The 12,972-nt window shown below is 73.4% G+C and carries 11 protein-coding genes; 10 read left to right on the plus strand and 1 reads right to left on the minus strand.

Annotated features, from left to right (window positions below; genetic code table 11):
• Window positions 1-80: 80 nt before the first annotated feature.
• The 8 genes from ACZ6KF_RS04740 (at window position 81) to ACZ6KF_RS04775 (ending at window position 7,359) form a co-directional block, all read left to right on the plus strand.
• The gene (locus ACZ6KF_RS04740; RefSeq protein ID WP_469158320.1) at window positions 81-1,019 is read left to right on the plus strand and encodes an aldo/keto reductase; all 939 of its coding nucleotides are present in this window, start codon (window positions 81-83) and stop codon (window positions 1,017-1,019) included.
• Window positions 1,020-1,042: 23 nt separating this feature from the next.
• Window positions 1,043-1,390 carry a MerR family transcriptional regulator gene (locus ACZ6KF_RS04745; RefSeq protein WP_356633291.1) on the plus strand — a complete coding sequence of 116 codons (348 nt, stop codon included), beginning with the start codon at window positions 1,043-1,045 and terminating at the stop codon, window positions 1,388-1,390.
• Between the two features lie 195 nt (window positions 1,391-1,585).
• Window positions 1,586-3,223, plus strand: a complete 1,638-nt coding sequence (locus ACZ6KF_RS04750; RefSeq protein WP_469237292.1) for a serine/threonine-protein kinase — start codon at window positions 1,586-1,588, stop codon at window positions 3,221-3,223.
• Between the two features lie 474 nt (window positions 3,224-3,697).
• Window positions 3,698-4,117: a nuclear transport factor 2 family protein gene (locus tag ACZ6KF_RS04755; protein ID WP_469237294.1), complete on the plus strand. Its 420-nt coding sequence runs from the start codon at window positions 3,698-3,700 to the stop codon at window positions 4,115-4,117.
• A 326-nt stretch (window positions 4,118-4,443) separates the two neighbouring features.
• Entirely contained in the window at window positions 4,444-4,839 is a 396-nt protein-coding gene (locus tag ACZ6KF_RS04760) for a cell division protein SepF (protein ID WP_356637008.1), read from the plus strand.
• Window positions 4,840-5,277: 438 nt separating this feature from the next.
• The gene (locus tag ACZ6KF_RS04765; RefSeq protein ID WP_356637006.1) at window positions 5,278-5,622 is read left to right on the plus strand and encodes a nucleotide pyrophosphohydrolase; all 345 of its coding nucleotides are present in this window, start codon (window positions 5,278-5,280) and stop codon (window positions 5,620-5,622) included.
• 212 nt (window positions 5,623-5,834) lie between these two features.
• A complete protein-coding gene (locus ACZ6KF_RS04770) occupies window positions 5,835-6,305 on the plus strand; it encodes a DUF6099 family protein (protein WP_356637004.1) in 471 nt (156 codons plus the stop codon).
• 133 nt (window positions 6,306-6,438) lie between these two features.
• A complete protein-coding gene (locus tag ACZ6KF_RS04775) occupies window positions 6,439-7,359 on the plus strand; it encodes an LLM class F420-dependent oxidoreductase (RefSeq protein WP_469237296.1) in 921 nt (306 codons plus the stop codon).
• Window positions 7,360-7,420: 61 nt separating this feature from the next.
• On the opposite strand, the gene ACZ6KF_RS04780 is transcribed toward ACZ6KF_RS04775, so the two are convergent.
• A complete protein-coding gene (locus ACZ6KF_RS04780) occupies window positions 7,421-8,428 on the minus strand; it encodes a DUF4232 domain-containing protein (protein WP_469237298.1) in 1,008 nt (335 codons plus the stop codon).
• Between the two features lie 245 nt (window positions 8,429-8,673).
• On the opposite strand from ACZ6KF_RS04780, the gene ACZ6KF_RS04785 reads away from it, so the two are divergent.
• On the plus strand, window positions 8,674-10,245 hold the full coding sequence (locus ACZ6KF_RS04785) for a 3' terminal RNA ribose 2'-O-methyltransferase Hen1 (RefSeq protein WP_469237300.1): 1,572 nt from the start codon (window positions 8,674-8,676) through the stop codon (window positions 10,243-10,245).
• Complete coding sequence (locus tag ACZ6KF_RS04790; RefSeq protein ID WP_469237303.1) at window positions 10,242-12,836, plus strand: polynucleotide kinase-phosphatase; 2,595 nt, start codon at window positions 10,242-10,244, stop codon at window positions 12,834-12,836. Before ACZ6KF_RS04785 ends, ACZ6KF_RS04790 begins: the two co-directional genes overlap by 4 nt.
• Window positions 12,837-12,972 lie beyond the last annotated feature (136 nt).

Here is a 12,972-nt window from a genome sequence, read left to right on the forward strand (position 1 = left end):
GGGACCGATCCCGCATCCGGGCCCAGCCGGTCGAGGCCGGGGCTTGACCTGGAGCGCGCTCCAGGTCCCAGGATGGCGGCGTGGAAACCACCGAACCCCAAATCGTCCTGGGCACCATGGATTTCGGCACCCGCGTCGAACCCGACCAGGCCTTCGCGATCCTTGATTCCTTCGTCGCCGGCGGCGGTGTCTGGCTCGACACCGCGAACTGCTACTCCTTCTGGAACGACCCCAGTGGCGTGGGCGGCGCCAGCGAGCGCGTCATCGGGGCGTGGCTTCGCGCCCGTCCGGGTGCGCGCGACTCGGTGCGGATCGCGACGAAGGTCCGGCAGAATCCGCTGGTCGCCCACTCCTGGCCGGACAGCGCCGAAGGGCTCTCCGCGCGCGCGATCCACGCCGGTGTCGAGGCGAGTCTGGAACGGCTGGGAGTCGATCACGTCGATCTGCTGTGGGCCCACGCCGAGGACCGTGCCGTGCCGCTGGAGGAGACGGTCGCCGCCTTCGGCGAGCTGGTGGCGAAGGGGACGGCCCTGCGGGTCGGGGCGGCGAACCATGCCGCCTGGCGGGTCGAGCGCGCCCGGTCACTCGCGCGGGAGCGGGGCGTGGAACCGTGGACGGCCCTGCAACTGCGCCACTCGCTCGTCCAGCCGCGCCCGCTCACTCCCCTCGCCGAGGCCGGCCACCGCATGCTCACCGCCGAGGACCTCGACCTCGCGCGCTCGGAAGGGCTCGCCGTGTGGTCGTACAGCTCGCTGCTGTGGGGCTCCTACGAGCGCGCGGACAAGCCGCTGCCGTCCACCTATGATCATCCCGGAACCACGCGGGTGCTCGACGCCCTGGACGACGTCGCCGGCGATCTCTCGGCCACGAGGAACCAGGTCGTCCTGGCATGGCTGATGCGACAGGGGATCGATCCCATCGTCGGCGCCAGCCGGGTGGAGCACGTCGAACAGGCACTTGACGCACGCGCTGTGCGACTTGGCGACGAGCATCTGACGCGGTTCGCCGAAGCGCGGTAGCGGCCCTCACCGGAGGAATCGTCATGACCATCCTGACCCCCGCGGCGGCCGCCGACCGCACCGGCGTCTCCATCGACACGCTGCGCTACTACGAACGCGAGGGGCTCATCGGCCCGATCCGGCGCTCCGCCGGAGGGCGAAGGGAGTACACGGAGGACGACGTCTTCTGGATCGGCCTGGTGACGTGTTTCCGCGAAGCCGGCCTCGGCATCGCGGACTTGCGGGAGTTCGTCGCGATCCTGCGCGCCGAGCACTCTCCGCAGGAGCGGGTCGCCTTCCTCCACGAACGCCGGGCCGCCCTGGAGCAGCGGGTGACGGCACTGCGCCGGGCCATGGACGTGCTCGACGACAAGATCGCCTATTACAGCTGAGCGCCGGGAGCAGGTTCGCCGTGCCGTCCCGGCGACGGCGGCCGCCGAACTCGTCGGCGCCGTGCCCCGGTTCGGGGAAGGCCAGCTGCTCCGCTACGCCCGCGGCCCGCAGGGCGTCGTCGGGCCGGCGGCGCAGCGACTGCGCCGAGGGGGAGACGGCGGACACGGCGCCCCGGCTTCTCCTAACCTGGCGCCATGAATGTGCCGGGGGAGCTGGTCGACGAGCGGTTCGAGTTGGTCGAGCGGCTCGGCAGCGGAGGCATGGGCACGGTGTGGCGGGCCCGCGACACCGTGCTCCACCGCGATGTCGCCCTCAAGGCGGTCAGATCGGACGCGGCGGCGAGCGACGCCGTGCGCGAGCGCGTGCTGCGCGAGGCCCGGGCCCTTGCCCGCCTCAGCCATCCGTACGTGGTGACGGTCCATCACATCGTGGACGCCCAGCCGCATCCGTGGATCGTGATGGAGTTCGTGCCCGGCTCCTCGCTCCAGGACCGGCTCGCCGCCCAGGGGCCGCTGCCGCCGGCGGAGGCGGCTCGCATCGGCCGGCAGGTGCTCTCCGCGCTGGCCGCCGCGCACGCCGTCGGCATCCTGCACCGGGACGTCAAACCGGCCAACATCCTGCTGCGACCCGACGGAACCGCGGTGCTCACCGACTTCGGGATCGCGGCGCTCCAGGGATCCGTCTCCCTGACGGCCACCAACGAGCTGATCGGCTCCCCCGAGTACATCGCGCCGGAGAGGGCGCGCGGCCGGGACAGCGGTCCCTCGTCCGACCTGTGGTCACTGGGGCTGGTGCTGTACGTGTGCACCGAGGGCGTCAGTCCACTGCGCCGGGAGTCGACCCTGGCCACGCTGGCCGCCGTGCTCGACGACCCGGTGCCGCCCCCGGTGCGGTCGGGGCCCCTCGCCCCCGTGCTCCAGGCCCTGCTCGTACGGGACCCCGCGGCGCGCCCCGACGCGGTGCGACTGGACGCGATGCTGGCGCAGGCGGAGGCGGGGACGGCTCCGCACTGGGCCCTGCCGACGATGACGGGCCCGGTCGCGCCGACGCCGGCGCCGGTGGTTCCCACCCAACTGGACAGCCCACGGCCGACGCTTCCGCAGCCGCCGGGCGGTGCACCGGCACGGCAGCGCAGTACCACCGCCGTCGTCGTCGCCGTGATCGCCCTGGCCGTCGCGGTCGTGGCCGCCACCGCGCTCGCCCTCACCCAGTACGACGCGGGCCGGGACACCGCGGACGGCACCCGCGGCGGGACGGGCACGAGCGCCCCGGCCACCCCCACGGCGCAGCCCACACCCGCCCCGACCCGGACGCCCGCTCCCACTCCCACGCCGGTGCCGACGCCGACGGTGACCGTCACCAGGTCGGTCACCCCGAGCACCGCCCCGCCGCCGGCCCCCGGGCGGTGGATCGCCCAGCTCCTGTCCGAGCCCGTCGGCTCCGGCGCCGGCGTCCGCGACCGGCGGCTCGCCAAGATCCGCGAAACCGTCCCCGAGGCCGAGTACCTCCGCAGCGACGACTACGCCTCGCTGCGCCGGGGCCACTGGGTGATCTACGCGCCGGGTCCGTTCAGCGACGGCAGGGCGGCGCTCGCCTTCTGCGCCGAGCGCGGCAGGACCACGGCCAACAGCTGCTTCGGACGCTATCTGTCCACGGACCCCGCCGACTCGGTGCTCCAGTGCCACCCCCCGGCGAGCAGCCCGTCGGGCCGCTGCACCCGCTTCGGGTCCGAGGCCCCCGCCCTGCCGTCGTGGCCGGCCACCGCCCCGGCCCTCCCCAGGGCGGCGGCCGGCCACGACGATCCGGCGCCCGCCTCTGGTGAACGCCTTTGACGAGGTCCCCTGCGCGGCGTGCGGGTTGCCCGCACGGCGTCGCTCATGAGCCCGCGACGCCTGCCGGTGGCCGCCGCACTGCCGTGACGCCCGGTTCCGGCCGTGGCGCCCGCAGGCGTGCACGATCCGTCAACCGGCCTGCGCTGCGGGGCCGTTCACCATCGCCCCGGTGGCCGATGCTCACGGTGAGACGACCGCGACGGCGGTCACCGGCTGGTGAGGAGGTGTCCCGTGGGCGGTATTCACCCGTGGCGTCCCTGGTAATCGGGAGCGATGCATCCGCGTCGTGGTTCAGGGAGGCGCGTGTCGTGTCCCTGAACCACGACAGGCTTCGGGCGGGACGCGGCATTCGGCGAGGTGCTCCGGAGCGTCCGGCGCGGCGGACGGCGGTGGGACGGCGTACCCCGCATGATCAACTGACCGGCACCCGCCGGGTCCCAGCAGGCGTCATCACGTCAGGAGCCGCGTAACCCCATGAACGCCTCACTCGCCCTGAAGACGCGCCAGGAGGTCATCGAGGCCTACCGGGCCCAACTGCGCGCCATGATCGACGGCGATGCCGGCGCCCTCGACGCCCTCCTGGACGAGGGCTTCACGCTCACGCACCCCACGGGCGAGGAGCAGCCGAAAGCCGTGTGGCTGGCCCAGGTGGGGGGCGGGGAGTGCGCGTACCACGGGGTCGAGGAGAAGACCGTGACCGTCGGGATCGACGGCGATACGGCCCGTCTCGTCGGCCGCGTCGTCGCCGACGCGACCGTGCACGGCACGCGTGCGGAACGGCGTCTTCAACTGACCATGGAGTACCGGCAGGCGGGCGACGCGGGCGACGCGGGCGACGCGGGCGACAGGGGCGACACGTGGATCGCCCTGCGTGCCGTCGCCAGGGACTGGTGAACGGCGGGCCGCGTCCGGCCGTACTCGCGGACCTCTGCCGAAGCTGCGGATGCCGGTGAACGCAGTGCCATCACCTGATACCCGGCACCATCACCTGACACTCGGCACCATCACCTGACACCCAGCGTCATCACCTGACATCCGGCCTCATCACCCGACACCTTGCGGAATCACTCGGACGAGCGAGATTCGACGGTCTTGCCCTCGATGTTTCGGGAGGAAACGGGCGCTTCCGGTCGCGGACCGTGTCGCTGTTCGGCCGAACGGGTGACGTCGCGTAAGAATTGGCCGGTGCAGGCGATGAGCGAGTCAGATCGGGGGAGCCGGTGAACGGTCACGACGTCACCGATGAACAGTGGGAAGGGCTCGCCCAGGTCGTTCCGCTGCGCGGCCGGGACGCCTGGCCGTCGGCGGTGAACCACCGCGCGTTGCCGGAGGCGGAGACCGAGACGCGGCGGCGTTTCGTCGTGCTCCGGGTGAACGTGTTCGCGGACGCCCGCGAGGTCGCCGAGACACTGATGTCGGGCATCCCCGTGCTGCTCGACCTGACCGGCGCCGAGAACGAGGTCGCCAAGCGGGTGCTGGACTTCAGCACGGGCGTCGTCTTCGGACTGGGCAGCGGGATGCACCGGGTGGACCGGAACGTGTTCCTGCTGACCCCGCCCGGCACCGAGGTGCAGGGGCTCATGGAGGGCGCGGGGATCCCCGGCGCCGGCGACTGAGACGCCGGCGACCGAGGCCCGGCGACCGAGGCCCGGCGGGCGGAGGCTCCGGCGGTCCGTGCGTCGGCCGAGGCGTCCGCCAGGGCGCCGTGCCCGCCCGACGTGCACGGACGGCGAGGGTTCCGCATCGGTGCACGGCCGACGGGCCCCGAGGGCCGGTCCGGCTCGACGCCGCCGTACAGGCGGAGCCCGAGCTGCGCAACGTCGGCGAGCGGCCGTCGGCGGGCGGCCTGGTGCTGCCGGCGACGGCGCTGCGCGACCCCGGGCGGGGGGCCGTGCAGGCGGCCCGGCAACCGCCGGGTCCGCGCCGGCTGCGCCGGGCCCGTCGTCGACGTCCTCGCGGACGGGGGGAGCGGGGCACATCCGGTGCGTCGGCGCGGTGAGCGACGGCTCCCGGTGCGCGGAGCAGGTCGACGTGACGGTGGTACACCTGAAGCCGTGACAGAACCTTCCGACCTGGACCGACTCCGGCGCCGACTGGCCGAGTTCGCCGCCGCGCGCGACTGGCAGCCGTACCACACCCCCAAGAACCTCGTCTCCGCCCTGAGTGTGGAGGCCGCCGAACTGGTCGAGATCTTCCAGTGGCTGACGCCGGAGGAGTCGGCGCGGGTGATGGACGACCCCGGCACGGCGCACCGGGTGCGGGACGAGGTCGCCGACGTGCTCGCCTATCTGCTCCAGTTCTGCGAGGTGCTCGGCATCGATCCGCTGGCCGCGCTCGACGCGAAGATCGACCGGAACGAGCGCAGGTTCCCGCGGCCGGATCGTGACGGCGGGGTGTGACGCCCGGGTGTCCTGCGGGCGACGCGCAGGGAGCGATCTGATCCACTTTCACTCTCCGTAGTGGAAAGCGAGGGTGAATCCGAATTGTTGTCCGCAGATTTCCGTCTTCCTCTGGCTTTTCGTCTCAACGCCCTTCACTCTGGGTAGTGGACAGGTGGAGTGAAGTTCGGGCGGACGCGCTTCGGCGCGGCGGGACAGACCGGGGGCAGCCCATGGATGCGGTGCGGCTCATCCTGACGAGCAGGCGTGCCCTGGCGGGTAGCGGTGACACGCCGCAGATCATCACGGAGGTGTGGCAGGCACAGTCCCTCGCCCAGGCGATAGGGAGCCGGCTGGCGGTCTTCGGCCCGCCCGAACTGCGCGGCGAGGCCATCGGGTTGACGGAGCTGGCGGGCAGAGGGTGCGGGGTGCTGGAGACGCCGGAGCTGGCCAAGGGCGAGCTGCGCGCGGCCCAGCTGACCGAACTGGGCGACGCCCGGCAGGCGTTGACGTTCCTCGGCGGCCTCCTCGGCGAGGTCGGCATCGCCCTCGTCGGCATAGCCTGCGCCGCCCCCGACGAGAGCACGTACTGGATGTGCATGGAGGCCATCGACGCGGCGGACGAGTCCAGGGACCGCGTCCTGGAGATGCTGCGCCGGCTCGCGGACCGGGAAGAGGCGATACCCGTGCGGGAGGCGGGGTAGCGGGGCGGGCGGGAGGGGAACGGGTGGCCGGAGGGAAGGGGCGGGCCGCGTCCGGGTGAGGGCCGTCCCGGGCGGGGGCCGGGGGCAGGCCCGTCGCGCGCTAGGGATCGTGGGACGGGGCAGGATGGGGGGTATGGATCTTCGCATCTTCACCGAGCCCCAGCAGGGGGCGACCTACGACACCCTGCTCGCCGTGGCCAAGGCCACCGAGGACCTCGACTTCGACGCCTTCTTCCGTTCCGACCACTATCTCAGGATGGGCTCCGGAGACGGCCTCCCCGGCCCCACCGACGCCTGGATCACCCTCGCCGGCCTCGCCCGTGAGACCAAGCGGATCCGGCTCGGCACGCTGATGACCGCCGGTACGTTCCGGCTGCCCGGCGTGCTCGCCATCCAGGTCGCCCAGGTCGACCAGATGTCCGGCGGGCGCGTCGAGTTCGGGCTCGGCGCGGGCTGGTTCGAGGAGGAGCACACGGCGTACGGCATCCCCTTCCCGAAGGAGAAGTTCGGCCGCCTGGAGGAGCAGCTGGAGATCGTCACCGGGCTGTGGGCGACGGAGGTCGGCCGGACCTTCGACTTCCGGGGCACGTTCTACGAGCTGAAGGACTCGCCCGCGCTGCCCAAGCCGGTGCAGCCGAAGATCCCGGTCCTCATCGGCGGGCACGGCCCGAGCCGCACCCCGCGGCTGGCGGCCAGGTTCGCCGACGAGTTCAACATGCCGTTCGCCTCGATCGAGGACAGCGAGCGCCAGTTCGGCCGGGTCCGTGCCGCCGCCGAGGAGGCCGGCCGCAAGGGCGACGACCTCGTCTACTCCAACGCCCTCGTGGTCTGCGTCGGCAAGGACGACCAGGAGGTCGCCCGCCGCGCCGCCGCCATCGGACGCGAGGTGGACGAGCTGAAGGCGAACGGCCTGGCGGGTTCACCGGCCGAGGTCGTCGACAAGATCGGTCGTTACGCCGCGGTCGGTTCCCGGAGGATCTACCTCCAGGTCCTCGACCTCCACGACCTGGACCACCTGGAGCTGATCTCGGCGCAGGTCCAGTCCCAGCTGTAGGGCCGGACGGGGTGGGCCCGCACGGGGTGGGGCCGGGTCAGGGCGGTGCTCCGGCTCCCGGTCACGGGCCCTCGCCCGGGCGGGCCCCACCCGCGCCGGCCGGCGGCGCCGACTGCTCCTTCTGCCACGCCCCCACGCCCAGCTTCCCCGTCGTGCCCAGGTCCAGCTCCGGCGTCACCATCACCGGATCGGCCCCGGGCTTGGCCCAGGTACGCACGTAGGCGGCGTGCACGGGCTCGCCGGACTCCGTGGTGTTGCGCCACACCAGCGTCGCGTGGGCCCGCTCGCCGGGCTTCAGGGCGAGCGGCAGGGGCGGGGCGTCGGCGCCCGTGCCCGTGCTGATCGCGCTGCCGCCCCGCAGCACGCGCACGCCCTCGACCGGCTCGTGTTCCTCGTCGAGGAGTTCGAGTCGCGGGTAGCCCTCCAAGCGGTACGTCCCGGTGCCGCAGTTCTCCAGGCGGAGCCCGACGACCCGCAGCCCCATCGCAGCGTCGCCCCGGTCCGTGTACACCCGCACCCCCGACTCCGGGCACGGACCTCCCGTCGACGGCGCCTCGTCGGCCGGCACGCTGCGCACCTGGACGATCCGCGCGGCCGGCGTGCCGGCGGACAAGCTCAAGGCGGCGTGGTCGAGCGTCCGCCGCACGGTCGTTCCGGGCGCGACGGACGGCACCGCCTCCTCGCGGCTGTCCATGGCCGCCCCGGTGGGCGACCGAAGGCTGAACACGACGGTGTAGGTGAGCGCCCGCGTCCCGGAGTTGGTGACCTCCCACTCCACGACCTCGCACGCGGGCCCGGTCACACCGGTGATCCGGACGCCGTCCAGTTCCGTCTCGCCCGACGACGCCCCGTCCGCGGACGTCCCGCCCGGCTCCGCTGCGCCCGGCTCCGTCCCCGCCGACGGCGACGCCGCACACCCCGCGTCCGCCGAACCGCCCCCATCGGCGCCCCCGGCCCCCGCGCCGGCGCGCTGCGTCCCGCACCCGCCCGCGAGCAGCACGGCGGCGGTGACGGTGACGGACAGAACGGCCAGGGGAGTGGAGCGGCGTGTGCGCCGAGACGTAGGCATGGCCCGAGTCGATCAGCCGCGGCCCCCGGCCACTGTGACGGAAGCCACCATTCCGGTCACAGCCCTGTCACAGACCGCCCGGAAAACCGCAGGAGCCCACGCTCCGTTGTCTGTACCTTGTCAGGACCGTCGCGGGCGTGAACCCGCACCTCAGAACCGTTCCAGCGACCTGTCGACCCTTCAAGCGCCCCTCCAAGCGCCCCCAAGCGACCCTTCAAGCGCCCCTTCAAGCCTTCGAGGCCACGTTGTTCCTGACGATCACCACCACCGGCACCCCGGAACGCCCCGCCACCGATCTCGGCTACCTGCTGCACAAGCATCCCGACAACGCGCAGGCGTTCTCCACCTCCTACGGCACGGCACACGTCCTCTACCCCGAGGCGACCGCCGAGCAGTGCACGGCGGCGCTGCTGCTGGAGGTCGACCCGGTGGCACTGGTCCGGCGCGGCAAGGGCAAGGGCCGCGGCGGCGCACCCGACGCCGCGCTCGCCCAGTACGTCAACGACCGCCCGTACGCGGCCTCCTCGCTGCTCGCCGTCGCCCTGAGCGCGGTCTTCTCCAGTGCGATGCGCGGGGTGTGCGCCGCCCGGCCCGAGCGCGCCGGCGAACCGCTGCCGCTGCGCATCGAGGTGCCCGCACTGCCCGCCCGCGGCGGACCCGGCCTGGTGGGGCGGCTCTTCGAGCCGCTCGGCTGGACGGTGACCGCCGAACCGGTGCCGCTGGACACGCGGTTCCCCGAGTGGGGCGACTCGCGGTACGTGCGCCTCGTGCTGGAGTCGCGGACGCCGACGCTCGCCGAGGCCCTGCGCCACTTGTACGTGCTGCTGCCGGTGCTGGACGACGCCAAGCACTACTGGGTCTCCTCCGACGAGGTCGACAAGCTGCTGCGGGCCGGCGAGGGCTGGCTGCCCGGTCACCCCGAGCAGCAGCTGATCACCAACCGCTATCTGTCGCGCCGCTGGTCGCTGACCCGGCAGGCGCGGGAGCGGCTGGAACTGCTGCGGCTCGCGGAGGCCGACGACAGCGAGGTCGAGGAGATCGACAACGCGGTCGCGGCGGAGACGGACGCCGAGACGGAGGAGGAGAAGCCGACGCCGCTCGCGGTGCAGCGGCGGGAGGCCGTCCTCGCCGCCCTGGAGCGGTCCGGCGCGGCCCGTGTCCTCGACCTCGGCTGCGGACAGGGCCAGTTGGTGCAGGCGCTGCTCAAGGACGTCCGGTACACGGAGATCGTCGGCGTGGACGTGTCGATGCGGGCGCTGACCATCGCCTCCCGGCGGCTGAAGCTGGACCGCATGGGCGAACGGCAGGCCGCGTGCGTCCGGCTCGTCCAGGGCTCCCTCGCCTACACCGACGCCCGGCTCAAGGGGTACGACGCCGCCGTGCTGAGCGAGGTCGTCGAGCACGTCGACCCGCCCAGGCTGCCCGCCCTGGAGTACGCGGTGTTCGGCTCGGCCCGCCCTCGCACGGTTCTCGTGACGACCCCGAACGTCGAGTACAACGTCCGCTGGGAGTCCCTCCCCGCCGGACACGTCCGGCACGGCGACCACCGCTTCGAGTGGACCCGCGCCGAGTTCCGGGCCTGGGCGGAGCGGGTCGCCGAACGGCACGGCTACGGCGTGGAGTTCGTTCCGGTGGGCCCGGACGACCCGGAGGTGGGCCCGCCCACCCAGATGGCCGTGTTCACCCTCGGACAGACCCCCGACGAGACCCCCGACAAGACCCACGACAAGACCCACGACAAGACCCGCGACGCGGCTCACCACTCGGCCGACGACTCGGCCGACGACGAGAAGAAGAAGGAGGCGACGGCCGCATGACCACCACCCCGATCACCGAGAACCGCACCCGGGGCCGGGTGCTCCCCGTCACCGACCTCTCCCTCGTCGTGCTCGTCGGCGCGTCCGGCTCGGGCAAGTCCAGCTTCGCCCGCCGTCACTTCGGGCCGACCGAGGTCATCTCCTCCGACTTCTGCCGCGGGCTCGTCTCCGACGACGAGAACGACCAGAGCGCCACCCGCGACGCCTTCGACGTCCTGCACTACATCGCGGGCAAGCGTCTGGCCGCCGGCCGCCGCACGGTCGTCGACGCCACCAGCGTGCAGCAGGACGCGCGGCGCCAGTTGATCGAGCTGGCGCGGCAGTACGACGTGCTGCCCATCGCCATCGTGCTCGACGTGCCGGAGGAGGTGTGCGCCGAACGCAACGCCGCGCGCTCCGACCGCGCCGACATGCCCCGCCGGGTCATCCAGCGGCACGTCCGCGAACTGCGCCGTTCCCTGCGGCGCCTGGAGCGCGAGGGCTTCCGCAAGGTGCACGTCCTGCGGGGCGTCGAGGAGGTCGAGAACGCCACCGTCGTCACCGAGAAGCGGTTCAACGACCTCACCCACCTCACCGGTCCGTTCGACGTCATCGGTGACATCCACGGCTGCTCCGCCGAACTGGAGGCGCTGCTCGGCAAGCTCGGCTACGTCGACGGCGTGCACCCGGAGGGCCGTACGGCCGTCTTCGTCGGCGACCTCGTGGACCGCGGCCCGGACAGCCCGGGCGTGCTGCGCCGGGTGATGTCGATGGTGGGCTCGGGCAACGCGCTGTGCGTGCCGGGCAACCACGAGAACAAGTTCGGGCGCTTCCTGCGCGGGCGCAAGGTCCAGCACACGCACGGTCTCGCCGAGACCGTCGCGCAGATGGAGGGCGAGAGCGAGGAGTTCCGGCAGCAGGTGCGGGAGTTCCTCGACGGGCTCGTCAGCCACTACGTCCTCGACGGCGGCCGGCTCGTCGTCTGCCACGCCGGGCTGCCGGAGAAGTACCACGGTCGCACCTCGGGCCGGGTCCGCTCGCACGCGCTGTACGGCGAGACCACCGGCGAGACGGACGAGTTCGGGCTGCCGGTGCGCTACCCGTGGGCCGAGGACTACCGGGGCCGCGCGGCCGTCGTCTACGGCCACACCCCGGTCCCCGAGGCGACCTGGCTGAACAACACCATCTGCCTGGACACCGGCGCGGTCTTCGGCGGCAAGCTGACCGCGCTGCGCTGGCCGGAGCGGGAGCTGGTCGACGTACCGGCGCAGAAGGTCTGGTACGAGCCGGTGAGGCCGCTGCGGTCCGAGGCGCCCGGGGGGCACGACGGCCGGCCGCTGGACCTGGCCGACGTGCACGGCCGCCGCGTGGTGGAGACCCGTCACGCCGGGCGGATATCGGTGCGCGAGGAGAACGCGGCGGCTGCCCTGGAGGTCATGAGCCGTTTCGCGGTCGACCCGAGACTGCTGCCGTACCTCCCGCCGACCATGGCGCCGACGGCGACCTCGCGGGAGGAGGGGTATCTGGAGCACCCCGCGGAGGCGTTCGCGCAGTACGCGCGCGACGGCGTCGAGCGGGTGGTGTGCGAGGAGAAGCACATGGGCTCGCGGGCGGTGGCGCTGGTGTGCCGTGACGCGGAGGTCGCGCGGAAGCGGTTCGGCGTCGGGGGAGCCCCCGGCGCGGGCGACGCCGGGCACGGGGCGGGGCCGACCGGCTCGCTGTACACCCGTACCGGCCGGCCGTTCTTCGACGACGACGCGGTCACCGAGGAGATCCTCGGGCGGGTGCGGGCGGCGGCCGACGCGGCCGGGCTGTGGGACGAGCTGGACACCGACTGGCTGCTGCTGGACGCCGAGTTGATGCCGTGGTCGCTGAAGGCGTCCGGCCTGCTGCGCAGCCAGTACGCCGCGGTCGGCGCCGCCTCCGGCGCGGTGTTCCCCGGCGCGCTCGCCGCGCTGGAGGGCGCGGCGGCCCGCGGCGTCGACGTGTCCGGCCTGCTGGCACGCCAGCGCGAACGGGCCGCGGACGCGGCGGCGTTCACCGACGCGTACCGGCGCTACTGCTGGACCACCGAGGGCCTGGACGGCGTGCGCCTCGCGCCCTTCCAGATCCTGGCCGTCCAGGGCCGCAGCCTCGCCGGGCTTCCGCACGACGAGCAACTCGCACTGCTCGACCGGCTGGTCGAGCACGACGGTACCGGTCTGCTGCAGACCACCCGCCGCCTGTACGTCGACACCGGCGACGCCGAGTCGGTGCGGGCGGGCGTCGACTGGTGGCTGGAGACGACCGGCCGCGGCGGCGAGGGCATGGTCGTCAAGCCGCTCGGCGCCCTGGTGCGGGACCCGCAGGGCCGGCTGGTCCAGCCGGGCATCAAGTGCCGGGGCCGGGAGTACCTGCGGATCATCTACGGTCCCGAGTACACGCGTCCCGAGAACCTCGCCCGCCTGCGCAACCGCTTCCTCAACCACAAGCGGTCCCTCGCCGCCCGCGAGTACGCGCTCGGCCTGGAGGCACTGGACCGGCTGGCGGAGGGCGAGCCGTTGTGGCGCGTCCACGAGGCGGTGTTCGGGGTGCTGGCGCTGGAGTCGGAGCCGGTGGACCCGAGGCTCTGACCGCCGTGGTGGGGGGGGGGGGGGGACACAACCCCCCCCCCCCCACCCCCCCCTAGGGTGTTCTGGGGGGGGGGGGGGTGGGGGGCGATCCTGCGGCTTTTTTGGGGGGGGGGTCTTGGGGGGGGGGGGGGCGGTC

It is taken from the genome of Streptomyces sp. NPDC046379, from assembly GCF_055587785.1.

Bases quoted from the DNA above. Each gene is read 5' to 3' on its own strand.
- ACZ6KF_RS04780 (WP_469237298.1), bottom strand. From the start codon at position 8,428: ATGCCTACGTCTCGGCGCACACGCCGCTCCACTCCCCTGGCCGTTCTG.
- ACZ6KF_RS04775 (WP_469237296.1), top strand. From the start codon at position 6,439: ATGGATCTTCGCATCTTCACCGAGCCCCAGCAGGGGGCGACCTACGAC.
- ACZ6KF_RS04750 (WP_469237292.1), top strand. From the start codon at position 1,586: ATGAATGTGCCGGGGGAGCTGGTCGACGAGCGGTTCGAGTTGGTCGAG.
- ACZ6KF_RS04770 (WP_356637004.1), top strand. From the start codon at position 5,835: ATGGATGCGGTGCGGCTCATCCTGACGAGCAGGCGTGCCCTGGCGGGT.
- ACZ6KF_RS04745 (WP_356633291.1), top strand. From the start codon at position 1,043: ATGACCATCCTGACCCCCGCGGCGGCCGCCGACCGCACCGGCGTCTCC.
- ACZ6KF_RS04790 (WP_469237303.1), top strand. From the start codon at position 10,242: ATGACCACCACCCCGATCACCGAGAACCGCACCCGGGGCCGGGTGCTC.
- ACZ6KF_RS04755 (WP_469237294.1), top strand. From the start codon at position 3,698: ATGAACGCCTCACTCGCCCTGAAGACGCGCCAGGAGGTCATCGAGGCC.